Below are 25,121 nucleotides of genomic sequence, written 5' to 3'. Positions count from 1 at the left end.
ATGATCAGTGTAAAGAATCTTTCTAAACGCTTTGGCGATCAGGTGGTGTTGGACAACATTAGTCTGGATATCGCGAAAGGCGAAGTCGTGGCGATTATCGGTCCATCGGGTTCGGGTAAATCCACGCTGCTGCGTTGCCTTAACCTGCTGGAAACGCCAGAGTCAGGTACGATCGAAATTGGTGAACAAACGCTGGATACGCGTCGTTACTCCTCCAAGGAGGCCTACGCGCTGCGCCGTCAGACGGCGATGGTGTTCCAGAGTTATAACCTGTTTAAGAACAAGACGGCGCTGGAGAATGTAACGGAAGCGCTGATTGTCGTGAAAAAAATGCCGAAGAAGCAGGCGACTGAAGTCGGTCTGGCTTTGCTGGAGCAGGTTGGCCTGCTGCCACAGGCGGCACAGTATCCGGTGACGTTATCCGGCGGTCAGCAGCAGCGCGTGAGTATTGCACGTGCGCTGGCGGTGGATCCGAAGGCTCTTTTGTTTGATGAACCAACTTCGGCGCTTGACCCAGAAAGGGTACACGAGGTGCTTCAGGTGATTCAGAAGCTGGCGAAAAATGACACCACGATGGTGATCGTCACCCATGAAATGCAGTTTGCGAAAGAAGTGGCTGACCGAGTGATCTTCATGGCGGACGGTCACATCGTCGAGGAAGGCCCTGCGGAGCAGGTGATTAGCTTCTCAGACAACCCGCAAACCCAGCGTTTCTTGCGTCAGTTGACCAAACTGCCTGAGCCGCTTGAGTACGATATTTAACGCACACGTAGACACACCTGCACGCCTGAACAAGGCCGTCCTGTCAGACAGGGCACGATAATGTGGAGTAAGAATTGATGAGAACAGCACCTCAGCACGAGCCTCTGGCTCAATTTATTCAGGCGTTTCGCCACGATTTACACCGCAATCCTGAACTGTCGAATCAGGAGTTCGAAACGACGAAAAAGATTCGTGCGGTATTGGAAAAAGAAGGGATTCGCGTCCTCGATCTGCCGTTGAAAACCGGTCTGGTCGCGGAAGTCGGCGGCCTACAGGATGGCCCACTGGTCGTGGTCCGTTCGGACATCGATGCCCTGCCAATTGAAGAAGAGTCTGGCGTAGAATTCACGTCGCTCAACAAAGGGGTGATGCATGCCTGCGGTCATGATTTTCACTCTTCCGCAGCGCTGGGCGCGGCGATTCTGCTGAAGAAAATCGAGCCGGAGCTGAAAGGCACGGTGCGAATTTTGTTCCAGGCGGCCGAAGAGACAGGGCTGGGTGCACCGGAAGTGATTGCGGTTGGCGCGTTGGACAATGCGGTGGCGATTTTCGGTATCCATAACGATCCGACGCTGCCCGTTGGCGTCATCGGTGGGAAAGACGGTGCGTTGACGGCGGGCGTTGACCGTTTTGAGATCAAGATTGCAGCGAAAGGCTGTCACGCGGCGAAGCCGCATGAAGGCAACGATCCGATTATTATTCTGGGTCAGCTGATTTCCGCGGTGCAAACCATCATCAGCCGCACGGTGTCGTCCGACAATAACGCAGTGGTGTCGATTACTCAGGTCCATAGCGGTAGCACTTGGAACGTTATTCCCGACACGGCCTACGTTGAAGGCACGGTCCGAACGTTCAATCAGGACACGCGTGATTTGATTGAACAGCGTTTCCGTCAGATCGTCTCGGGTATTGCCAGCAGCTTTGGCGCGGAAATTGAGTTCCTGTGGCACGCAGGGCCGCCATCAGTGATCAATACGCCAGAATGGGTTGAGTTTGCGCTGAACGTGGCAAGTGATGAAGGTTTTGAAGCACGCCGCGTCGAAGCCAGCCCGATTGGTGAAGATTTTGCGTTCTATCAGCAGAAACTGCCGGGTACTTTTATGATGGTTGGCTCCGGCGGACCCTATGCGCTGCACCACCCGAAATTCCGCGTTGACGACAGTGCACTGTTCCCGACCGCACACTATCTGTATCAGGTCGCTAAACAGAGTTTAGAACAGCTGTCCTCCCGTTAAGTCCCACCTGTTACTTAATGCTATCCGCGTCGACTCCTCGGCGCGGATATTTTTTTATTTTTTAAGCTGAATCAACAGCTTTGACAGGACTGTCGGAAAAGAACGACACCTGCGGTGATCTGCTGTCTCAAAAAAGAGACATTTAATTTATTGATTAATAATGATTAATATTTTATCTGATAAATTCGTCTCTGAATGGCGACAGGTTTTGTGAGTTCGCTCTCGTTTTTACCACCCAGCGTGTTGTTGCTTCCCCACTAGCGGATAAATAAAAATAGTATTTACTATTAGCTAGTTAAATTGAATTGATGAGGTCGTAGCAATAAAATTATGCATGTTGGCATAATTTGTGCTTAAATAAGCGTGTAGATGCTCATTCCACCTTCTATGCTTGCTTCGGCTTCATAATCCTGGGAATGACGCAGAGCCAATTTTGAGGTGCCTATCGTCCAACTCCAGATGAAGATGCAAATCTCCATCGGGCTTTCCGGACATAACGTTGAGTGAGGCACCATTCTGTTGTCTGACAGACCTGATATTTTCAACGCTTACCGTTTATCGGTAAGCGTTTTTTTTCGTCTGATGAAAATGCTGGGTCACAGCCTGCGATTGAAACATAAAAAATAAATAAGGCTCCAAAGAAGGAGCCTTATGAAAGAGATGATGCAGTGATTAGTTGGCTGGTTGCTGTAGCGTGAGTAACAGCCCCTCACGCCGCATTTGCGCCGCTTCATCCGGCAGATGCAGCCGCTCTAGTGCGTCGGCGCGCCAGGCGTAATCATAAGCATCTGGACGTAGCTCCAGCGCCGTGCGGAAGGCATCGCTGGCCTGTTGCCATTCGCCGTGTTTCATCAGTAGTTGACCTAACGTGCTGCTTAACAGCGGCGTTGCGCCATGTTGCTTGATGTACTGATGCAGCATTTTTTCCAGCTGTTCCGGATTGCCAGCTTTTAGGCGGGGCATTAGCAGAATCAAACGCTCGTCATACTGACGTTTGAGACCATCAAGAATGATCTTCTGTGCTGTATCATGATCGTCACACTCGATCAAATGCTCAGCCATTGCGATCTGAAGTGGGATCTCATGACGCACTTTGCGGCTCTGATTATTCCACCATGATTTCAGCCCTTCGCTGCCGCCATCCGCCATCGCCTGATTCATCAGACCGATATAGGCCCGCTGTTGCAGATCCAGCAAACGCGCTTCAGGGTACAGATTAATCTTGCGCATCGCAGGCAGAATATCCAGCAAGGCACCGTAGGCATGGGTACGCAGGAAAGCCTGCTCAGCCAGACGCAGCACTTCAGGGTGGCGAGGTGCGACTTCCAGCAATTTGTCCACGCCGTGACGTGAGGCATGATCTTCATTACGTGCTAGCTGAATACGTACGCGCGTAATATCCACCGGAAGCTGATCGGTATCTGCAACCTCGGCGGCACGCTCCAGGTATTGCTTGGTGCGGAATTCGTCACCGCGCTGCTGGGCGGCTTCGGCTGCCAAAAGATAGTTAACTACGGGCTGCTCGGCATGATCGGCATTGCGAGTCAGCAGTTTCTCTACCTGTAAATAATCACCTTCGGCCAGCTTGAGCAGCGCGGCTTTGGTCTGTTTTCTGGCACGGCTGCGTTTGCGGCCGAGGAACCAGCCGCGTGTGCGTGATCCTGTTCGAAGGATTCGGCGTAGCACCCACTCCACCGCCAAAAAGGCGAGGAAAAACAGCACCAGCATGATGACCAAACCCGTCACGCTGGTTTGAATGTCATAGTTATCCGTCTGGATCAGGACGTAGCCTTGGTGGCCCGCGACGATCGGGCCGATCACAACGCCTGCGATCAGGATCAGGAACAGCAATAAGACTTTCAGCATGTTCACTCTCCCTGCTGTGTGGCTGGCGGCTGAGCCAGTAGGTTACGAACGCGCGTTTGCATCAGCTTTTCCAACAGCGCCTGACTTTGTAGCTCCGTTGGAACATCCAGTGAAACCGACTGCTGGCTTAAGGCATCAAGCTGATCCAAAAAGGCCTGCGTCGTGGAGTCGGTGGTATCGAAGTAGGCGCGAACCCAGGTTGCTGCCGTTTCCAACGACTGTTTGTACACTTCATTCTGATGGCGAGGAATCGCCTGTGCGGCAACCAACAGACGTGAGCGGATGTTCTCACGCAGATACACGTCCTGATTCGGTGCCAGCAAAGGCTCAGCAGCGCTGTCGCGACGACGAATGGTGATAAAGTCAGCCAGGAAATTGTGCCAGCTTTTGCTCAGATTTTGTCGCCATTCGCTCAACGAAGCGGACAGCTCTGTGCTGTTGGCATCCATTGGCGCTTCATCGGTGTTGTTGTCGGCAAGCTGCAAGTTGTCAAGTTGATCGGTGAGCTGGTTCACTTTCAGGATGATGCCGTCAAAATCGACTTGGCTAACGCCTGCCAGTGCACCGATATCGTTGGTCAACGCGCGGCGAATTTCTATCAGGCTAGGGTCGTTCATTTCCGCGAGGCTGGCATCTGCGCTTTTCAACAATGCGCCCGCGGTGGTGACATCTTTGTCGCTCCACAGCTTACGCCCTGCCAGTTTTACCAGAAAATCTGCCTGAGCGATCAGCCAGGTATTGGTGTCATGGCTGGAAAGCGCCGCCAGTTTATCGCGTAGCTCGTCTGACTGACGCGTTAGCGCCTCAAGACGCTGTGTCGCGGTGTCCTGTATTTTGCTTTGCTGCTGTTGAGCATCCAGCCATTGCTGTTGTTCCTGCTTATGCTGTTGCTGCAAGGCGTTTAGCTGTGATTCCAGACGTTGAAGCGAGGCGGTTTCTCGCTGTGCCTGCTGGTGGCCGTGGTAATACAATCCCGCGCCTATTGCCAGCGCAATCACGATGGCGATCGCTCCCAGCACAGCACCACTGCGCTTGGGCTGCGGTGCGGGATCTTGCTGCTGATGCGCGGGTTCAACCCGTTCAGCAACCTCATCGGATGGAGCTGTGGGGGTATTGTGTTCCGTCATAATGGTACATCCCATGATCAGGTTTATTGTAGTGCGCGCACGAGCGCATCGTTATCGGCGTTATCAGCCACTCGGATATCGCGCCAGCCGAGCTGACGAGCCTGTTCTGCCAGTCGTTCGCTGACGACGATCAACTGGCAACCGAGTAGCCAGGAAGCCCGATAGTAATCAGGTACTAAAGTATAGATCCGTTGTAGCATTTCTCCGCTGGTAATCACCAGTTTGTCGATGCCTATTTGCTGCCAATGGCGGCTTTGCTCCGGCCCATCATAATGAACGTCTCTGCGTTGATAGCATTCACAATAGGTTACCTGAGCGCCCCGTTCAATTAGCGTTTCTCCCAGTAATTCTCTTCCGCCGTTGCCGCGCAATAATAGTGCACGTTTCCCTGCAACATCTTGCAGCTCAGGCAGTTGTAGAAGTGTTTCGCTGGTTTCACGCTCGGGTGGATAGGTAACGGGGTGCGCGCTGATTTTATGCAGCGCCAGTGCCGTGGTACGGCCAATGGCATAATAAGCGAGGTGAGCAGGCCAGCTTGTGCCTGTGCGCGCCAGCATGGGATCGGCGTAATGAATCGCGTGTTGTGAGAGAGCAAACACCAGATCGTCGGCGTGCAGCGCGTGTAATTGTGCAGGCAGGCCAGCAAGTTCTCGTCCAGGCGAAAACTCGATCAGCGGGCTGTGCCAGGCGTGATAGCCGAGCTTTCTTAAACGGGTCACCAGTTGTTCGCCAGTTGGTGACGGACGGGTAACCAGAATAGTCATGATGAGCTTTGCCCTTGATAAACGGCCTGAAGGATCGCGCTGGCCCCTTTTGCTAGCAGCTCTTCAGCCAGTGCAACCCCGATTTTTTCGGCGTCTGAGACGCTCCCTTTCCGCTCACCGACGATCATTTGGCTGCCATCCGGTGCGCCAACCAGCGCGCGTAACCACAGCGTATCACCTTCCAGTTCGGCGTAGCTGCCAATCGGCACCTGACAGCCACCTTCAAGGCGCACATTCATAGCACGTTCAGCCAGTACGCGGGCGGCGGTATCGGTGTGATTGAGTGGGGCAAGCAGTTGGCGAATGCGATCGTCATCCAAACGGCATTCGATGCCGATAGCGCCTTGTCCGACGGCAGGCAGCGATTCTTCCGGGCTTAACGCGCAGCGGATACGTTCTTCAAGGCCGAGGCGTTTCAGGCCAGCGACAGCAAGAATAATGGCGTCATACTCGCCGTTGTCCAATTTTGCCAGACGCGTTCCGACATTGCCGCGCAAATCACGAATCACCAGATCGGGACGTCGGGCGCGTAGCTGGCACTGGCGGCGCAGGCTGGACGTGCCGACACAGCTGCCTTCCGGTAATTGTTCGAGGCTGTCGTAGCGATTGGAAACAAAAGCATCGCGCGGGTCGTCGCGTTCGCAAATAGTGGTCAGGCCTAGGCCATCGGGAAATTCGACAGGTACATCTTTCATGGAGTGGACTGCGATATCAGCGCGCCCTTCAAGCAGCGCCAATTCCAGCTCTTTAACAAACAATCCCTTACCACCGACCTTTGCCAGCGGCGTATCCAGGATGATGTCGCCACGGGTCACCATCGGCACCAGTTCTACGTGTAAATCGGGGTAGAAGTGGTTCAAACACTGCTGAACATATCGTGCTTGCCATAGGGCTAGCGGGCTTTGTCGGGTGGCAATTCTAATAATATTGGCTAACATGCTTGATACCGTTTTTATCATTTTTCGCCATCGTATCATTGATGGTGCGTTGGTGTCAGGTTGTGGGCATTAGCGGTGCGCCTTTAAAACGGACTGAAATTTGGGTGCCGCAAATCTAGATATACTCTAAATAATTCGAGTTTCAGGAAGGCGGCAAGGGAAGGAGTCCCGATGAACTTACACAAGTAAGTGATTCGGGTGAGTGAACGCAGCCAACGCACATGCAACTTGAAGTATGACGAGTAAGGAAGCCGTGCTGATGACGTCGGTTAGAGAAATTCGTAATAAAGCAAGATAGGTAAGTCTAACTTTCTTTACTTTCTTTACGCCCAATCAGCAAGGTGTTAAATTGATCACGTTTCCAGCAATAATTCGCTAAACATTCTTCTAATTTTATCATTGGCGAATTTGGAACATGGGGTTTTTCTAGGCACTGGGATAAATCAGGCGAAACGTCTTGTACTTCTACATCGAGACTTTGAAGCAAAGACTGGATGCGATCAACCAACTGCGTGTTGAGCGTGCTCTGGGAGCAATGAAGCCCGCTTTTCAGCAGGTTTACAGTCTTCTGCCCATTTTATTACATCATCATCACCCGTTGATGCCCGGCTACCTTGAAGGCAAAGTGCCTCACGGTGTCTGCACTCACACGCCTGATGAAAAGCAACAACAATACCTTGATAGCATCGCGCTGCGCTGGGGCCAGTTTGACGGTTCTCATCCGCAGGGCGAGCTGCCGATCACCGGCATCTATTCAATGGGGAGCACCTCGTCTATCGGGCAGAGCTGTAGCTCCGATCTCGATATCTGGGTGTGCCACCAATCCTGGCTGGATAGCGAAGAGCGCCAACTCCTACAGAAGAAATGTACGCTCCTGGAGCAGTGGGCAGCAGCGCAGGGCGCTGAGGTTAGTTTCTTCCTGATGGATGAAAGCCGTTTCCGCCACAATGAAAGCGGCAGTCTGGGCGGTGAAGACTGCGGCTCCATGCAGCACATTCTGTTACTCGACGAATTCTACCGTACCGCCGTGCGCATGGCCGGTAAACGCATTCTGTGGAACATGGTGCCGGTCGAAGAAGAATCCCACTACGACGACTATGTGCTGTCGCTGTACTCGCAGGGGGCGCTGGCACCGAACGAGTGGATGGATTTAGGTGGCTTAAGTACGCTGTCGGCGGAAGAGTATTTCGGCGCGAGCCTTTGGCAGCTCTATAAAAGTATCGATTCCCCTTATAAAGCCGTACTGAAAACACTGCTGTTGGAAGCCTATTCTTGGGAATACCCAGATACCAGCCTGCTTTCGACCGAAATTAAAAAACGCCTGCATGACGGCGAGATCGTCTCTTTTGGTCTCGATCCTTACTGCATGATGTTGGATCGCGTAACGCACTACCTAACGGCGATCAACGACCCAACGCGTCTCGATCTGGCGCGTCGATGTTTCTATTTAAAAGTCTGTGAAAAGCTCTCCAGAGAACAAGCTTGCGTCGGCTGGCGTCGCCAGATTCTGAGTCAACTGGTACAAGAGTGGGGCTGGAGCGACGAACATCTGGCGATGTTAGATAACCGCGCTAACTGGAAAATCGAACAGGTACGCGAAGCGCATAATGAGCTATTGGATGCGATGATGCAGACTTATCGCAACCTGATTCGCTTCGCCCGCCGCAATAATCTCAGCGTCAGCGCCAGCCCGCAGGATATCGGTGTGTTGACCCGTAAACTGTATGCCGCGTTTGAAGCGCTGCCGGGCAAAGTCACTCTGCTGAACCCGCAAATTTCGCCCGATTTGTCGGAGCCGAATTTAACCTTTATTTATGTTCCGCCTGGTCGTGCGAACCGTTCCGGCTGGTATCTGTACAATCAGGCACCGTCGATGGATGCGATCATCAGCCATCAGCCGCTGGAATATAATCGCTATCTGAACAAGCTGGTGGCGTGGGCGTATTTTAATGGTCTGCTGACACCGAGCACGCGTCTGTACATTAAAGGTAACGAGCTGTGTGACATCACGCGCTTACAAGCGCTGGTGGACGATGTAGCTAACCACTTCCCGCTGCGCGTGCCTGCACCGACGCCGAAGGCGCTGTACAGCCCGTGTGAAATTCGTCATCTGGCGATTATTGTCAATCTGGAACACGATCCGACGGCGGCTTTCCGCAATCAGGTGGTGCATTTCGATTTCCGTCATCTGGATGTGTTCAGTTTCGGCCAGCAGCAGCAGTGTCTGGTTGGCAGTATCGACCTGCTGTATCGCAACTCGTGGAACGAAGTGCGTACGCTGCATTTCAGCGGTGAGCAGGCAGTGTTGGAAGCGCTGAAAACCATTCTGGGCAAAATGCATCAGGATGCCGCGCTGCCGGAATCACTGGAAGTGTTCTGCTATAGCCAGCACCTGCGCGGGCTGATTCGTACTCGCGTGCAACAGCTGGTTTCCGAATGTATTGAGCTGCGTCTGACCAGTACGCGCCAGCAGGAGCCAGGTCGCTTCAAAGCGGTGAAAGTGGCAGGGCAAACTTGGGGGCTGTTCTTTGAACGGCTGAGTGTGTCAGTGCAAAAGCTGGAGAACGCGGTCGAATTTTATGGCGCGATTTCCAACAACAAGCTGCAAGGCCAGCCGGTTCAGGTCGAAACCAACCATGTGCATTTACCGCCGGTGGTCGATGGTGTCGCCAGCGAAGGGATCATCCAATTTTTCTTTGAAGATCTGACGGAAAATCAGGGCTTTAATATCTATATTCTGGATGAGTCGAATCGTGTTGAGGTGTATCACCACTGTGAAGGCAGTAAAGAAGAGCTGGTGCGCGATGTCAGTCGCTTCTATTCGTCTTCGCACGATCGCTTTACCTATGGTTCCAGCTTTATCAATTTTAACCTGCCGCAGTTCTACCAAATCGTACAGTTGGACGGTCGCACTCAGGTGATTCCGTTCCGCAGCAGCGCGCTTTCTCATCTGTGCATTACGCCCGTGGTGGATGATGAGGTGATGACGATGGAACAGCGGCTACAAATCTTATAGTCACTGCCAGACACTCGGCTTTCAGCGCATTCAGAAAGGGATGTATTGATGGATTCGTTGCAACGCCGAAATCTGATACTGCTGGCGCTCGGACAAGGGCTGACCGGCAGTATTATTTCCCTGATGACGCTGTGTTCTACGCTGGTTGGCGTCTCGATGACGCCGGTTCCGCTGCTGACCACATTACCGATTACCGCGACGGTGTGCGGCGCGGCGCTGATGATTTACGCCGTTTCTTCATTGATGACGAAATACGGCAGGCGCAATACGTTCATCATCGGCACGCTGTTGGGGCTGGTGGGAGCGCTTTTGGCGGCGTTGGCGATTGTGCTACACAGCTTTCCACTCTTTGTGTTTTCAACGTTTGTTCTGGGGATGTCCTGCGCCTTCAATCAATATTATCGTTTCGCAGCTGCTGAAATTTTTACCGATAATCAGCAAAAAAACCGGGCGATATCATGGGTGATCAGCGGTGGTGTCCTGGGCGGTTTCCTTGGCCCGTTTGCGGCTAGTCAGGCTTCTCAGCTTTGGGCGTCATACCCGTTTCTCGGCAGTTTTATCGCCGCAGGGTTTATCTGCGTTATCACGTCACTGCTGCTGCTTGGCCTTAAATTACCCCCGATGCCGATTGTTACGGCTAGCGCCCAGCGCAGTGAACCGCTGGCGGCGATCCTGAGAAATCGGGCATTTGTGTTAGGCACGGCAAGTTGTTCCGTCGGATTTGTAGTGATGACGCTACTAATGAATTCAGCGCCGCTGGCGATGCATCAGCACCACTTTTCCGTCAGCCATAGCGCGACGGTTTTGCAATGGCATTTTGTCGCCATGTATGCCCCTGCGCTGTTGTTAGTAGTGCTGGCGAAACGGTTGACGCCGGTTCAGGCCGTGGCGATCGGCATGGCTTGTAATCTGGCTGGTGTGGCGGTGGCGTTGAGTGGTTTGACGTTCTTGCACTTCCTCTTTGCGCTGGTGCTGTTTGGCGTAGGGTGGGCGTTTATGTTCAACGGTGGGACATTTATGCTGAACGCTTTTACCCATTCGGTGCATAAATCCCGTTTGCAGGGCATTAACTCACTGGTGGTTTATGTGCCTAACGCGTTGGCCTCGCTGTCTGCCGGTAGCCTAATGGCGCTGACCAGCGGCTGGCCGCTGGTGAATATGTTTGGCATCGGTATGTTGCTACTGATGGTACTGGCGCTGATATTACTGGGACGGCGCTGATGTACGAGGCATCGCAATGCTATGAATTGCGGTGCCATGAAGACAGGGAACGCTACTCGAAGTGAACGGTTTCCCCAGCCTGTGCCGAACAGGCTGATGACAGCAGTGCGATAAAATCTTCACCGCTGCGATCGCATACCCAGCGTTCTTCCCGAAGGGTAAAGTGATAGCCACCCGTTTTGGTTGCCAGCCATATTTGGTGCAGTGGCTCCTGCCGATTAATCACGATTTTGCTGCCGTTCTCGAAACTCAGCGTCATCACACCGCCGTTAATCTCGGAATCGATGTCGGCATCACCCTCAAATTGATCCAGCGTTTCTTCCAACTGAAGCATGAGTTCGTCGGCTAATTGGTGGAACTCGCTATCGTTCATTTTCGATTCCTATTGATTTTCATGATCCACCTGCGATTATAGAGAGCATACAAGTATTAATGACAGGTCTTCACGTGATGAAAAACGTATTTCGCCCATTTTTTCTGGTGCTATCAGTAGTCAGCTTATTGGGCTGTGGTCTGAAAGGTCCGCTTTATATGCCAGCCGATGGTAAGACTGGCTCGTCAGCGACTCAGCAAAATGAGAACCAGCAGCCACAAAAGAAACCGTCAATACGTCCTTAATGCGTTACGGTAATAATAAATAACAGGTCACGTATACGTTTATCGCGCCCGGTTAAGCAAGCGGGGGAGTCAGGATAATGCAGTTCGCTAAGATGCACGGGTTAGGCAACGATTTCATGGTTGTTGATGCCGTTACGCAAAACGTTTATTTTTCACCCGAACTGATTCGCCGTTTGGCGGATCGGCACTGTGGTGTGGGATTTGACCAACTTTTGGTGGTCGAGCCGCCTTACGATCCTGAACTGGATTTTCATTACCGTATTTTTAATGCGGATGGTAGTGAAGTGGCGCAGTGCGGTAATGGTGCGCGCTGCTTTGCTCGCTTTGTTCGCTTGAAAGGGTTAACCAACAAGCGTGATATCGCTGTCAGTACGCAGACTGGCCGGATGGTGCTGTCTGTTACGGACGATGAATTGGTGCGCGTTAACATGGGCGAACCGAATTTCGAGCCGCAGCAGGTGCCATTTCGCGCGGTCAAAGCGGAGAAAACCTACATCATGCGTGCCGACGAACACACGGTACTTTGTGGCGTAGTGTCGATGGGCAACCCGCACTGTGTGATTCAGGTTGAGGATGTGGAAACGGCGAAAGTGGAAACACTGGGGCCGTTACTGGAAAGCCACGAGCGTTTTCCCGATCGCGCCAATATCGGTTTTATGCAGGTCGTCGATAGCCAGACAGTCCGTCTGCGAGTGTACGAGCGCGGTGCGGGAGAAACGCAGGCGTGTGGTAGCGGCGCATGTGCTGCCGTGGCGGTAGGGATCCTGCAGGGATTATTGTCCGCGAAAGTTCGCGTATCGCTGCCGGGCGGGGAGTTGGATATCCAGTGGGATGGGCCGGGACATCCGTTATTCATGACCGGGCCTGCAACGCATGTCTACGATGGATTTATTCATTTATGAAGAATGTCGAGGAACAGGCAGAACGCGAGATCGCACTCAGTGACGAGATGGTTTTGCAGTTCCTGCAACAAAATCCTGATTTTTTTATCCGCAATGCGCGTCCCGTCGAGCAGATGCGCGTTCCTCATCCCGTCAGGGGGACCGTGTCGCTGGTGGAATGGCAACTGGCACGCCAGCGTAATCACATCACTCAGCTTGAGGAAGAAATCACGCTGTTGATGGAGCAGGCGGGCGCAAACGAGGTGTTGTTCAATCGCCTGCTTGGGTTACAAACTGAGTTGGCGTCGGCGGAAAGCCTGACAGATATGTTGGATCGCTTGCAGCGTTGGGCGCGTCAGCTGGGCCTAGCGGGGGCAGCGGTTCGTCTGTTTAGCGACAAATGGCGCATTGGCGCGCCTTCCGATTTTACCCATCTTGGGTTAAATCGCTCCTCGTTTGAGCCGTTGCGCATTCAGCGCTTCGGACAACATAACCACTATCTTGGCAGCCTAAACGGGCCGGAACTGTTACTGCTGCTACCGCAGGCCAGACAGGTCGGTTCGGTCGCGCTGTCGCTGATGGGAAATCATCACGATTTGGGGGTGCTGATTTTCAGCAGCCGTGACAGTCACCATTATCAGAATGGTATGGGAACCGTGCTGCTTCAGCAAATGGCTATGATGTTGCCTGCGATGCTGGCGCGCTGGGTTGAGCGGGTATGAGCCGACAGCCTGCGCCATCGGAGGCAGCTTCCTCTTCTCCTCTACAAACCGATGTTGATGCGTTCCTGCGCTATCTGAAAGTAGAACGCCAGTTAAGTCCGTTGACATTGACCAGCTATTCGCGCCAATTATCTGCGGTTATCACGATACTCTCCGCTGCGGGTATCGCTGACTGGCGCGCACTGGATGCCTCTAGCGTGCGCTCCGTGGTGTCCCGCAGTAAGCGTGATGGGCTACATTCAGGAAGTCTGGCGCTCCGTTTATCGGCATTGCGCAGTTTTCTCGACTGGATGGTGTCACGCGGTGTACTGACGGCAAATCCGGCTAAAGGGGTATCCACGCCGCGGGCCGGACGTCCATTGCCAAAGAATATGGATGTGGATGAGGTGAATCGCCTGCTGGAGATCGATCTGGACGATCCCCTTGCGGTGCGTGACCGTACAATGCTGGAAGTGATGTACGGCGCGGGTCTGCGTCTGGCAGAGCTGGTCGGCATGGATTATCAGCATATCGATCTGGCAAGCGGCGAAATCTGGGTGATGGGGAAAGGCAGCAAGGAGCGCAAATTACCGATAGGAAAAACAGCGGTAACTTGGCTGGAGCGCTGGCTAGCGCTGCGTGAACTATTTGGCCCGCAGGATGATGCCGTGTTTATCTCCAATCAGGGGCGACGCATTTCGATGCGTAACGTGCAAAAGCGTTTTGCCGAATGGGGTGTTAAGCAAGGCATCAATAGTCATGTTCACCCGCATAAGCTGCGCCACTCCTTTGCGACGCACATGCTGGAATCCAGCGGTGATTTACGCGCGGTCCAAGAGCTGCTCGGTCATGCCAACCTGACTACGACGCAGATTTATACCCATCTTGATTTTCAACATTTAGCCTCCGTGTACGATGCAGCGCATCCACGCGCCAAACGAGGGAAACCCTGATGCATTTTTACCGATCTCTTGGTCCGATCCGTGCGATCACGTTCGATCTGGATGACACGCTATACGACAACGCGGACGTCATTCGACGCACAGGGCAAGAGTCAATCCGCTTCCTGCAAGAGTACCATCCTGCGCTTCGTGATTTTCAGGCAGATGATTTCCAGAACTTACGCCAGACCTTGCTGGAGCGCGAACCGGACATCTATCACGACGTCACTGAATGGCGGCGCCGTGCAGTTGAACTGGCGATGTTAGATCGTGGCCTGAGTGCCGCAGAGTCTAAGGATGGCGCAAAAGCGGCAATGGAAAACTTTGCCCACTGGCGTAGTCAGATTGCGATTACCGAAGAGACGCACCAGACGTTGGCAGCATTAGCTGAGAAAGTGCCGCTGGCGGCGATCACCAACGGCAACGCCGAGCCGCATCGGTTCGGCCTCGAACGCTATTTTTCTTTCATCCTGCGTGCCGGCCCGCACGGTCGTGCCAAGCCGTTTGATGATATGTACCATCTGGCGGCGGAAAAACTCAATCTGCCTTTGCATGAGATTCTGCATGTTGGCGACGATCTCACGACCGATGTGGCGGGGTCGATCCGCTGCGGTATGCAAGCCTGCTGGATTAACCTGCGTGAAGGCAGCCTGACACAGATTGGCGACGCTCGGCTGCTGCCGCATATTGAAATTTCGCGGTTGGCATCGCTGTCGGCATTGCTATAATCACCGCATTAATCTGTATAAATCACCAGTGGAAATGCCCCTGATATGCGCGGCGTTTCCCGTCACCGGATAACCCGTACCTATGGACGTTTCTGATCTGCTCGATGGCCTCAACGACAAACAGCGTGCCGCGGTAGCCGCGCCGCGCAGCAATTTATTGGTGCTGGCAGGGGCGGGCAGCGGCAAGACTCGGGTACTGGTTCATCGTATTGCCTGGTTATTGTCCGTCGAAAACTGTTCGCCGTACTCCATCATGGCGGTGACGTTTACCAACAAAGCCGCGGCAGAGATGCGTCATCGTATCAACCATCTGATCGGTACCAGTCAGGGAGGCATGTGGATTGGCACCTTTCACGGATTGGCACACCGTCTGCTGCGTGCGCACCATATGGATGCCAATCTGCCGCAGGATTTCCAGATTCTGGACAGCGACGATCAGTTGCGCCTGTTGAAACGACTGATTCGGGCGCTGAATCTGGATGAGAAGCAGTGGCCGCCGCGTCAGGCGATGTGGTTCATCAACGGTAAGAAAGACGAAGGTTTACGTCCGCAGCACATTGAAAGCTACGGCAACCCTATCGAGCAAACGTGGCAGCGTGTCTATCAGGCTTATCAGGAAGCGTGCGATCGCGCTGGACTGGTGGATTTCGCCGAACTGCTGCTGCGCGCGCATGAACTGTGGCTGAACAAACCGCATGTGCTGAACCACTATCGTGAGCGTTTTACCAATATTCTGGTGGACGAATTTCAGGATACCAACCGCATTCAGTACGCTTGGATCCACATGTTGGCGGGCGATAGCGCCAAGGTGATGATCGTTGGAGATGACGATCAGTCGATTTACGGCTGGCGTGGGGCGCAGGTCGAAAATATTCAGCTGTTCCTGAAAGATTTCGCCGGCGCAGAAACAATCCGTCTGGAGCAGAACTATCGTTCGACCAGCAATATTCTGAAAGCGGCGAATGCCCTGATTGCCCACAACGGCGGGCGGCTCGGCAAGAACCTATGGACGGAAGGTGTCGAGGGCGAACCTATTTCGCTTTACTGCGCATTCAACGAACTGGATGAGGCACGTTACGTCGTTAACCGAATTAAAGCCTGGCAGGAAAAGGGTGGTGTGCTGAAAGATAACGCCATTCTGTATCGGAGCAACGCCCAGTCGCGCGTATTGGAAGAGGCGCTGTTGCAGCAGAGTATGCCATACCGCATCTACGGCGGAATGCGCTTCTTCGAACGTCAGGAAATTAGAGATTCGCTATCTTATCTGCGTCTCATCTCCAATCGTAATGACGATGCGGCGTTCGAGCGTGTGGTGAATACGCCGACGCGCGGCATTGGCGATCGCACGCTGGACGTGGTGCGTCAGACGGCGCGCGATCGTCAACTGACGCTGTGGCAATCCACGCGGGTGCTGTTGCAAGAGAAAGTGCTGGCTGGGCGTGCGGCGGCATCACTGCAACGCTTTGTCGAATTGATCGATGCGCTGGCCTATGAAACGTCTGAACTGCCGCTGCATGTGCAAACCGACCGGGCGATTAAAGATTCTGGCCTGTGGAGTATGTACGAACAGGAAAAAGGCGAGAAAGGGCAGGCACGAGTAGAAAACCTGGAGGAACTGGTGACGGCTACGCGCCAGTTCAGCTATCAGGAAGAAGATCAGGATCTGATGCCGCTTCAGGCATTCCTGTCACATGCCGCGCTGGAAGCGGGTGAAGGTCAGGCGGATGCCAATCAGGACGCGGTGCAGCTTATGACGCTGCACTCGGCGAAAGGGCTGGAATTCCCGCAGGTGTTTATCGTCGGTATGGAAGAAGGCATGTTCCCCAGCCAGATGTCGCTGGATGAAGGTGGGCGTCTGGAAGAAGAACGTCGTCTGGCTTATGTTGGCGTCACGCGCGCAATGGAAAAGCTGACGATAACCTACGCCGAATCCCGCCGTTTATACGGCAAGGAAGCCTATCATCGGCCTTCCCGATTCGTCGGTGAACTGCCTGAAGAATGCGTTGAAGAGGTGCGGTTACGTGCCAGCGTCTCCCGCCCGGTCAATCACCAGCGCCTTGGCACGCCGATAACGGAAAATGACAGCGGCTACAAGCTGGGACAACGGGTTCGCCATGCGAAATTCGGCGAAGGCACCATCGTGAATCTGGAAGGCAGCGGCGAGCACGCCCGTCTTCAGGTCGCGTTTCAGGGACAGGGTATTAAATGGCTGGTTGCCGCCTACGCCAGACTGGAAACGGTGTGATCGTCACGCGTGTGACTGCATATCTTATAAAAATCCTGTATTAATCTTTCTCGTCATTTTCGACAATGCTAGGTGGCCTGCCGCGTATCGATGGATGTGTGGTATCACAATAAAAAAGGAGCATGCCCATGACGCTAGACCAGATTATTGCCGAGTTGCAGAGGAAAAAATGGGTCGATCTCACGCATACGATTACGGAGTCGATTCCTATTTTTGGTGCGTTTGAAGGCGTGTTGCAGCGCAAGACCTTGTTCAATGTCGAAGATCACGGGTTTTATGCGCAGGCCGTGACGTTTGCGACGCAAACGGGGACGCATATTGATGCGCCGGGGCATTTTGTGGCGGGTAAGCGTTATCTGGATCGTATTGATAATAAAGAACTGTTGCTACCGCTGGTTGTGATCCACAAACAAGACGCCGTCGCGCTCGATCCCGATTATCGCCTTTCTGTCGAAGACATTCTGACATTTGAACGTGAGCACGGGAACATTCCGTCAGGAAGCTTTGTCGCGTTTGCTAGCGGCTGGAGTACGCGCTGGCCTGATATTGACGCCTTTGCGAATAAAGACGAACAGGGAAACAGCCATACGCCGGGGTGGTCGCTTGAGGCGCTAACATTCCTATTTGAAAAGCGCGGCATTAGCGCGGTAGGGCATGAAACGCTGGATACGGATTCTGCCGCCGATTTCCGTCGCAACAACGGGCTTATTGGCGAGTTTTTCGTACTGAACCAGAATGCTTGGCAGGTTGAGGTGCTAAATAATCTGCATCAACTGCCGTCTACCGGCGCTTATATTCACGTCAGCTACCCTAATTTCGCCGGTGCGCCCGGTTTCCCCGTCCGTGCCATTGCCTATTTACCGGGCAACGCCTAGTTCATATACGCGGTTCCTTTTTTTGGGGGACTGCGTTTTTATCGATTCCAGCGACGGATTTATTGGATAAAGCTTATCCATTTGACCAATATTTTACAGCGTGTTTCAGCCGCGGTTTTAAAGTTGAAGTCTTTTTCATCTCAGCGTAACATGCGCGCATCATTATTCTTGGAGGACTAACGCCTTGGACACACCCAGTCGATACTGGCTCACGAACCTGTTCATTAGGTACAACTTCTAAGGCTATCTTCCTCTGCTGATACCCTTCGTGGTTGTCAGCGATGCTGTTTTTGTCGCTATGAGTCAGATCCGTCGAACGGACTGAAACCTGCTGGTGACACCTCACCTCTGTTTCTGTGCTTCAATCGCGTTGTCCATCTCTGCTACTGAAAGGGGAGCTATGGCCCATGCTGAGCGCATTTAAACTGGATAATTGCCGTTTATCTCGTCTGGAATTGGATGACTCCGATGATCTCACCGCGTCAATTTGGGTCGATCTGATCGAGCCGGAAGACGATGAGCGTGAGAAAGTACAAACCGAACTGGGACAAAGCCTGGCAACCCGTCCGGAACTGGAAGACATTGAAGCGTCGGCACGTTTTTTTGAAGATGAAGACGGCCTGCATATTCACTCCTTTTTCTTTTTTGAAGACGCTGACGATCACGCCGGTAACTCTACCGTGGCGTTTACCATTCGCGATGGTCGCCTGTATACATTGCGCGAGCGTGAACTGCCTGCGTTCCGCTTGTATCGCATGCGCGCCCGTAATCAAACGCTGGTGGATGGCAATGCTTACGAACTGCTGCTCGATCTCTTTGAGACTAAAATTGAGCAACTGGCGGACGAAATCGAAAACATCTATAGCGATTTGGAATCGCTGAGCCGCATCATTATGGAAGGGCGTCAGGGTGACGAATACGACGATGCGCTGTCTACGCTGGCGGAACAGGAAGACGTGGGCTGGAAGGTCCGCCTGTGTCTGATGGATACCCAGCGCGCGCTTAACTTTCTGGTGCGTAAAGCTCGTTTACCATCCGGTCAGTTGGAGCAGGCGCGCGAAATTCTGCGTGATATCGAATCTCTGCTGCCGCACAACGAATCTCTGTTCCAGAAAGTTAACTTCCTGATGCAGGCGGCAATGGGTTTCATCAACATCGAGCAGAGCCGGATTATCAAGATCTTCTCAGTGGTATCCGTGGTGTTCCTGCCACCGACGCTGGTGGCATCGAGCTACGGGATGAACTTCGAGTTTATGCCGGAGCTGAGGTGGTCGTTTGGCTATCCTGGTGCGATCGTACTGATGATTCTCGCCGGACAGGCGCCTTACCTCTATTTCAAACGTAAAAACTGGCTTTAAGTTTTCACCGATGCGCCTGACGGGGATTACCCATCAGGCGCATAACGTTTCCTCCCTTTGATACAAAATCCCTTTTCTGCTTGATCGTTTGCAACCTTACTATTCCTGTTTATTCTCCAACTATTCTGTTTAGAATGGTGAATCGCTTTTCTATCCTTACTTTCTATTTTTTATTCTTGTTCTTACTTTTTATTCTTACTTTTTATTCTTAAATACAGGTCGTGTACATGAAAGGGATGTCACCGTGGGTGCAATGGGGAATCCTGCTATCGGTCTCATTAATTCTGGGGTTTGGGCTACAGGTTTACCACGTTCCTGCTGCGCTGTTGCTGGGGCCGATGATGGTCGGCGTCGTCATGGGGTTAAACGGTGCGACGATCCGTATCCCGCCCGTCGGCTTTGCGGGCAGTAATGCTGTTCTGGGCTGCCTGGTTGCACAAAGCCTGTCATTTTCTATCCTGACGCCTTTGCTGAACGAATGGCCGCTGGTGCTGTTCATTTTGTTGGCGACGCTGGCTGCCAGCGGATTATCTGGCTGGCTACTGGTCAAATTTAGTGAGCTGCCCGGAACGACCGGAACCTGGGGAGCATCGCCGGGCGGTGCGTCTGCCATGGTCGCCATGTCTGGAGAGTTCGGCGCGGATGTACGGCTGGTTGCCTTCATGCAATATTTGCGAGTGTTGATGGTGACTGCTTCGGCTGCGTTCGTGGCACGCCTGAGTTTAGGTGACGACGCGGCGGAAAACAGTGCGATGCTAGTGTGGTTTCCTTCGTTGGACTGGCGTTTTCTCGCGACGCTCGGTGTGGCATTCGGTAGCGCATGGTTAGCAAGGCGCTTACGTATTCCATCTGGGGCGTTACTGGGGCCGATGATTATCGGTTCGATGCTGCATGCCAGCGGCACCTTACAACTGCAAACCCCGGAATGGCTGCTGGCATTAGCTTATGCCGTGATTGGATGGAGCGTGGGTTTATGTTTCACCCGCCCGATCTTTTTGCTGGCGATACGCACGTTGCCTTACATGATGACGTCGATTGTCGGATTGATGCTGCTGTGTGGCGGGATGGCATGGATGGTGACGAAAATGATGCCGGTGGATATGCTGACCGCCTTTCTGGCGACCAGCCCCGGCGGGCTGGATTCGATTGCGATTATCGCCGCAGGCAGTCGGGTCGATATGGCGTTTGTTATTGCCATGCAGACGCTGCGGCTGTTTTCGACGCTGTTGTTCAGCCCGATCTTATCGCGTTTTATTTCCCGTCGTGTTGAGGCCGGGACGCTGTAGCTGGCGTGCGCCGTAGCTTACGCTGCGTATAAAGCGCATCCAGAATAAACAGCCCCAGCGCACCCCAGATGAAGGCAAAAGCTACCAGCTTGTCACTGCTGAATGTTTCACCATAGAACACCACTGCCAGCATAAACATGATGGTGGGGCCGAGATACTGGAAAAAACCGAGCGTCGACAGGCGCAGGCGCATGGCCGCCGAGGTAAAGAACAACAGCGGTACTGTGGTGACGATACCTGCCGAGAGCAGCAGCAGATTCAGCGACCATGGATTGGCTGTCAGATGGCTGCTCGGTGTGTCGGCAATAAAAAACAGATAAATGACGGCTACTGGCAGCAACCACAGTGTTTCTATCAGCATGCCGGTTTGGCCGTCGATGCCAATCTTTTTGCGCAGCAGACCGTATAACGCGAAGCTGAATGCCAGCCCGAGCGCGACAACTGGCAGCGAGCCGAATGTCCACAGCTGAACCAGTACGCCAGTCACGGCAAGTAGCACGGCCAGCCATTGCAGGCGGCGAAAGCGTTCACCCAGAAAGATCATGCCCAGCATGACGTTGACCAGCGGGTTGATAAAATACCCCAGACTGGCTTCCAGCATGTGATGGTTGTTGACCGCCCAGATATACAACAGCCAGTTCCCGCCAATCAGCACCGCCGTTAACGCCAGCAGAAACAGGTGCTTGATGTTACGGCAGGCAAGACTCACCTGACGCCATTTCCGACCGACCGTCAGCAGAATCAGCATAAAGAAGAATGACCAGATAATACGATGCGTCAGTATTTCATTGGGTGGAACATGCTCAAGCAGCTTGAAATAAACAGGAGCAATTCCCCAAATGAAATACGCGGCGAGGGCGAAAAAAATCCCCTCACGGGTTTGTTGCGCGTTCATGGGTAACTCGATAAGGACGGCGGGAAAACGCTAAGTCTACCCAAAACTGTGAGCGCTTTCACGTAAAGTGTTCATGACACGGTTTGCCAACGATAAATGCTATCCGACAATATAGGTTGCGGTGGCGCTGGCCAGATGCGAACCCTGCTCGTTATGCAATTCGGCGCGTGCGACGGCGATTTTATTACCACCGCGCAGCAGCGTGCTGGTAATGGTGAAGCGCTCCCCATAGCCCGGACGTAGATAGTCCACCCGCATGTCAATGGTCCCCATGCGCGCGAGCCGGTGATGAAATTCCTGATCGCTGATCGTCTCATGGCGCAGCAGTGTGTTGCCAACGCAGACTAATCCAGCGGCAACGTCCAACCCCGCAGCAATCACGCCGCCATGCAGAATCTTTTGTGCCGCATTGCCGATGAGCTTATCTTGCCGAGCGAACGTCAAGACTGCTTTGTCGGCTTCAAACTGCTGTAACTCAAGGCCTAGCTCGATGTTGAATGGCATCTTGTAAATGAAAATATCGCTAACGAGCTGGCGCACGGTATCTCTGGTTAGTGTGGTTCCCTGAAATGATGGTATGTCAGCCATAGTTGTTTCCCGCCCAAATAAGAGATACGCGTTAAATGTAGTTAAGTTGATTCTTTTAAGTTATGTAAGTGTTTATTTTATGCGCTGCTTTTGTTTCTTTCCAGAAAAGACTAAGAAACGGGAGAACGATAATTCAAACGTCGTTGAACTGTGTAGAATGGCGGGCTTGAATGGGGAAATACTCACCACAAGCTGGTTAAACGAACGTCGGTTAAAACGAACGTCGTATAAAAAAATGGCGGAGAAAATGAATGCGTAAAATAGTACTCGTACTGGCAGCATTACTGATGGCACAGGCTCATGCTGAAGATATAACAAACGCGCCTGCGCCGAATCAACCGGCGGTACGTGGCAGCATTATCGACAGCCTGTTACAAGAGCACGACACCCCGTTTATTCTCTATCCTTACGAAAGCAACTACTTACTGTATACCTATACCAGCAACATCAATAAAACGGCGATACAGAGCTATAACTGGGGCGACGAAGCGCGTAAAGATGAAGTTCACTATCAGTTGAGCCTCGGGTTCCCGATCTGGCGTGGCATTCTGGGTGATAACTCGCTGCTGGGTGCGTCCTATACACAGCGTTCTTGGTGGCAACTGTCTAATAAAAGCGAGTCTTCTCCGTTCCGTGAAACCAACTATGAGCCACAGGTCTTCCTGGGCTGGGCAACCAACTACACATTAGCAGGCTGGACGCTGCGAGATGTGGAAATGGGCTTTAATCACCAGTCTAACGGCCGTTCTGATCCAACGTCACGCAGTTGGAACCGTGCTTATATGCGTCTGATGGCGCAGAACGGCAACTGGCAGGTTGATGTGAAGCCGTGGGTGCGTTTCTCCGACAGTCAGGACGATAACCCAGATATCATTAAATACATGGGCCATTACCGGTTACGCGTCGGTTATGTGTGGGGCGACAGCGTGTTTAGCGCGGAAGGCCGTTATAACTGGAATAGCGGTTACGGCGGTGGCGAACTGGGCTGGAGCTATCCATTGACGCGTCATGTCCGCTTCTACACCAAGGTCTTTAGTGGCTACGGCGAATCCTTGATTGATTACAATCATCGTCAGACCCGCTTCGGTGTTGGGGTGACGCTGAACGATATGTTCTAACTAACGTGTGTTTTAGCGATTGCGGTTTTTAACCATTGCAGTTTTACCCGACGGCGCTGAAAATAGCGCCTGTTTGATTTCATTGAATTGGGGAAGGCGTGTCTACGGCGGAAGTATTGAATAAGGAAGCGCTGGCGGTTCAGGTTCTACGGGACACGTTCGGCTACCAGCAATTCCGACCGGGTCAGCAGGAAATTATCAGCGCGACGCTCAGTGGGCAGGATTGTCTGGTTATCATGCCGACAGGCGGCGGTAAATCGCTGTGCTACCAAATCCCCGCTCTGGTGATGGACGGGCTGACGCTGGTGGTATCCCCGCTGATTTCTCTGATGAAAGATCAGGTTGATCAGCTTCAGGCCTATGGTGTCTCCGCCGCTTGCCTCAATTCGACGCAGACGCGTGAACAGCAGTTTGAAGTGATGGCGGGCTGTCGTACTGGTCAGATTAAGTTGCTTTATATTGCGCCGGAACGCCTGACGACAGAAAGCTTTCTCGATCATCTCGCCCACTGGCAGATTTCACTGATCGCGGTGGATGAAGCGCACTGTATTTCCCAATGGGGCCACGATTTCCGCCCTGAATACCGAGCGCTGGGGCAGATTAAACAGCGTTTTCCTCACCTTCCTTTCATTGCACTGACGGCCACCGCCGACGAGACCACGCGGAACGATATCGTTCGCCTGTTGGATCTTCAGTCGCCGCTGATCCAGATCAGCAGTTTTGACCGCCCGAATATTCGCTACACGCTGGTGGAGAAGTTCAAACCGCTCGATCAGCTCTGGATGTTCGTGCAGGCGCAGCGCGGAAAAAGCGGCATCATTTACTGTAATAGCCGTTCCCGCGTGGAAGATATCAGCGCCCGTTTGCAGGCCCGTGGGCTGAGTGCGGGGGCTTATCACGCCGGGCTGGACAATGAACGACGCGCACAGGTACAGGAAGCGTTCCTGCGTGACGATCTTCAGGTGGTGGTAGCGACTGTCGCGTTTGGTATGGGTATCAACAAGCCTAACGTGCGGTTCGTAGTGCATTTTGATATTCCGCGCAATATCGAATCCTACTATCAGGAAACGGGACGTGCCGGGCGTGATGGCCTCGCCGCAGAAGCCGCGCTGTTTTACGATCCGGCGGATATGGCATGGCTGCGTCGCTGTCTGGAAGAAAAACCCGCCGGGCCGCAGTTGGATATTGAACGTCATAAGCTCAATGCGATGGGCGCGTTTGCCGAGGCGCAGACCTGCCGCCGTCTGGTGCTGCTGAACTATTTCGGTGAAGGGCGCCAAGAGGCCTGCGGTAACTGCGATATTTGTCTCGATCCGCCGAAGCGTTACGATGGGCTGGTTGAGGCGCAAAAGGCGCTCTCCTGCGTGTATCGGGTCGGGCAGCGCTTTGGCATAGGATATATCGTCGAGGTGTTGCGCGGTGCGAATAACCAACGTATTCGCGACTTCGGCCATGACAAATTGCCGGTTTATGGCATTGGTAAGGATAAATCGCAGGAACATTGGGTCAGCGTGCTACGCCAACTGATTCATCTGGGGTTGTTGAACCAGAATATTACGATGCATTCTGCCGTACAGCTTACCGAACCTGCGCGCCCAGTATTGCGGGGAGAAATGCCGCTGCAACTGGCCGTGCCGCGTGTGATTAACCTGAAGCCCCGCGCTAATCAAAAATCTTACGGCGGAAATTACGACCGCAAGCTGTTTGCCAAATTGCGTAAACTGCGTAAATCCATCGCGGACGAAGACAATATTCCGCCTTACGTGGTGTTCAGTGATGCCACGCTGCTGGAGATGGCGGAACTGATGCCGATCACCGCGGGCGAACTGCTGAATATCAACGGGGTAGGACACCGCAAACTCGAACGTTTCGGTGCACCTTTCATGAACATGATTCGCGATCATGTCGATAATGACGACGAGTGATGCTCGTCTTGTCTGATTGCATTTAAAAAAACA

22 protein-coding genes are annotated in these 25,121 nt (G+C 53.1%); 15 read left to right on the top strand and 7 right to left on the bottom strand.

Translation table 11 applies throughout. The annotated features are described in order from the left end of the window. Both DCX48_11660 and DCX48_11655 read left to right on the top strand, forming a co-directional pair. Positions 1–762: an amino acid ABC transporter ATP-binding protein gene (locus tag DCX48_11660; GenBank protein QXE15113.1), complete on the top strand. Its 762-nt coding sequence runs from the start codon at positions 1–3 to the stop codon at positions 760–762. 77 nt (positions 763–839) lie between these two features. Beyond that, positions 840–1,997 (top strand): amidohydrolase, encoded by a 1,158-nt coding sequence (locus DCX48_11655; GenBank protein ID QXE15112.1) that lies wholly within the window; start codon positions 840–842, stop codon positions 1,995–1,997. 672 nt (positions 1,998–2,669) lie between these two features. Here the strand turns inward: DCX48_11655 and hemY are convergent. From hemY to hemC, 4 genes are read right to left on the bottom strand one after another with little or no spacing between them, the layout of a single operon-like run. Continuing rightward, positions 2,670–3,863, bottom strand: a complete 1,194-nt coding sequence (hemY, locus tag DCX48_11650) for a protoheme IX biogenesis protein HemY (GenBank protein QXE15111.1) — start codon at positions 3,861–3,863, stop codon at positions 2,670–2,672. 2 nt (positions 3,864–3,865) lie between these two features. Further along, entirely contained in the window at positions 3,866–4,990 is a 1,125-nt protein-coding gene (locus tag DCX48_11645) for a uroporphyrinogen-III C-methyltransferase (protein QXE15110.1), read from the bottom strand. Positions 4,991–5,013: 23 nt separating this feature from the next. Then, on the bottom strand, positions 5,014–5,754 hold the full coding sequence (locus tag DCX48_11640; protein ID QXE15109.1) for a uroporphyrinogen-III synthase: 741 nt from the start codon (positions 5,752–5,754) through the stop codon (positions 5,014–5,016). Further along, complete coding sequence (gene hemC, locus DCX48_11635; GenBank protein QXE15108.1) at positions 5,751–6,692, bottom strand: hydroxymethylbilane synthase; 942 nt, start codon at positions 6,690–6,692, stop codon at positions 5,751–5,753. The genes DCX48_11640 and hemC overlap by 4 nt, the downstream gene beginning before the upstream one ends. A 457-nt stretch (positions 6,693–7,149) precedes the next feature. On the opposite strand from hemC, the gene DCX48_11630 reads away from it, so the two are divergent. Together DCX48_11630 and DCX48_11625 are read left to right on the top strand one after the other, a co-directional pair. Next, positions 7,150–9,708, top strand: coding sequence for a class I adenylate cyclase (locus DCX48_11630; GenBank protein ID QXE15107.1), 2,559 nt, complete (start codon positions 7,150–7,152; stop codon positions 9,706–9,708). A 48-nt stretch (positions 9,709–9,756) separates the two neighbouring features. Next, positions 9,757–10,929, top strand: coding sequence for an MFS transporter (locus DCX48_11625; GenBank protein QXE15106.1), 1,173 nt, complete (start codon positions 9,757–9,759; stop codon positions 10,927–10,929). Positions 10,930–10,981: 52 nt separating this feature from the next. Here DCX48_11625 and cyaY read toward each other — a convergent pair whose 3' ends face one another. Further along, the gene (gene cyaY, locus DCX48_11620; GenBank protein ID QXE15105.1) at positions 10,982–11,302 is read right to left on the bottom strand and encodes an iron donor protein CyaY; all 321 of its coding nucleotides are present in this window, start codon (positions 11,300–11,302) and stop codon (positions 10,982–10,984) included. A 59-nt stretch (positions 11,303–11,361) separates the two neighbouring features. Between cyaY and DCX48_11615 the strand changes: the two genes are divergently transcribed. The 9 genes from DCX48_11615 (at position 11,362) to DCX48_11575 (ending at position 20,562) form a co-directional block, all read left to right on the top strand. Continuing rightward, the gene (locus tag DCX48_11615; protein ID QXE15104.1) at positions 11,362–11,547 is read left to right on the top strand and encodes a hypothetical protein; all 186 of its coding nucleotides are present in this window, start codon (positions 11,362–11,364) and stop codon (positions 11,545–11,547) included. 77 nt (positions 11,548–11,624) lie between these two features. Then, positions 11,625–12,449, top strand: coding sequence for a diaminopimelate epimerase (locus tag DCX48_11610; GenBank protein QXE15103.1), 825 nt, complete (start codon positions 11,625–11,627; stop codon positions 12,447–12,449). Beyond that, entirely contained in the window at positions 12,446–13,150 is a 705-nt protein-coding gene (locus DCX48_11605) for a DUF484 domain-containing protein (protein QXE15102.1), read from the top strand. The genes DCX48_11610 and DCX48_11605 overlap by 4 nt, the downstream gene beginning before the upstream one ends. Then, positions 13,147–14,082, top strand: a complete 936-nt coding sequence (xerC, locus tag DCX48_11600) for a tyrosine recombinase XerC (GenBank protein QXE15101.1) — start codon at positions 13,147–13,149, stop codon at positions 14,080–14,082. The genes DCX48_11605 and xerC overlap by 4 nt, the downstream gene beginning before the upstream one ends. Continuing rightward, complete coding sequence (gene yigB / locus DCX48_11595) at positions 14,082–14,798, top strand: 5-amino-6-(5-phospho-D-ribitylamino)uracil phosphatase YigB (GenBank protein ID QXE15100.1); 717 nt, start codon at positions 14,082–14,084, stop codon at positions 14,796–14,798. Before xerC ends, yigB begins: the two co-directional genes overlap by 1 nt. 82 nt (positions 14,799–14,880) lie before the next feature. Then, positions 14,881–17,043 carry a DNA helicase II gene (locus tag DCX48_11590; protein ID QXE15099.1) on the top strand — a complete coding sequence of 721 codons (2,163 nt, stop codon included), beginning with the start codon at positions 14,881–14,883 and terminating at the stop codon, positions 17,041–17,043. A gap of 128 nt (positions 17,044–17,171) precedes the next feature. Then, positions 17,172–17,918 carry a cyclase family protein gene (locus tag DCX48_11585; GenBank protein ID QXE15098.1) on the top strand — a complete coding sequence of 249 codons (747 nt, stop codon included), beginning with the start codon at positions 17,172–17,174 and terminating at the stop codon, positions 17,916–17,918. Positions 17,919–18,325: 407 nt separating this feature from the next. Beyond that, positions 18,326–19,276 carry a magnesium/cobalt transporter CorA gene (gene corA / locus DCX48_11580; GenBank protein QXE15097.1) on the top strand — a complete coding sequence of 317 codons (951 nt, stop codon included), beginning with the start codon at positions 18,326–18,328 and terminating at the stop codon, positions 19,274–19,276. Positions 19,277–19,503: 227 nt separating this feature from the next. After that, positions 19,504–20,562, top strand: coding sequence for an AbrB family transcriptional regulator (locus DCX48_11575; protein ID QXE15096.1), 1,059 nt, complete (start codon positions 19,504–19,506; stop codon positions 20,560–20,562). On the opposite strand, the gene rarD is transcribed toward DCX48_11575, so the two are convergent. Both rarD and DCX48_11565 read right to left on the bottom strand, forming a co-directional pair. Continuing rightward, a complete protein-coding gene (rarD, locus tag DCX48_11570) occupies positions 20,528–21,457 on the bottom strand; it encodes an EamA family transporter RarD (GenBank protein QXE15095.1) in 930 nt (309 codons plus the stop codon). The genes DCX48_11575 and rarD overlap by 35 nt on opposite strands. 99 nt (positions 21,458–21,556) lie before the next feature. Further along, a complete protein-coding gene (locus DCX48_11565) occupies positions 21,557–22,045 on the bottom strand; it encodes a thioesterase family protein (protein ID QXE15094.1) in 489 nt (162 codons plus the stop codon). A 251-nt stretch (positions 22,046–22,296) separates the two neighbouring features. Here DCX48_11565 and DCX48_11560 point away from each other — a divergent pair, with 251 nt between their 5' ends. Both DCX48_11560 and recQ read left to right on the top strand, forming a co-directional pair. After that, positions 22,297–23,163 (top strand): phospholipase A, encoded by an 867-nt coding sequence (locus DCX48_11560; protein QXE15093.1) that lies wholly within the window; start codon positions 22,297–22,299, stop codon positions 23,161–23,163. A 98-nt stretch (positions 23,164–23,261) separates the two neighbouring features. Beyond that, entirely contained in the window at positions 23,262–25,088 is a 1,827-nt protein-coding gene (gene recQ, locus DCX48_11555) for an ATP-dependent DNA helicase RecQ (protein ID QXE15092.1), read from the top strand. The last annotated feature ends 33 nt before the right edge of the window (positions 25,089–25,121 follow it).

This window comes from Pectobacterium atrosepticum (genome assembly GCA_019056595.1).
GTDB classification, from domain to species: Bacteria; Pseudomonadota; Gammaproteobacteria; order Enterobacterales; family Enterobacteriaceae; genus Pectobacterium; species Pectobacterium atrosepticum.
The sequence above is the reverse complement of the archived record's forward strand: the minus strand, read 5'-3'. Positions and strand labels throughout refer to the sequence as shown.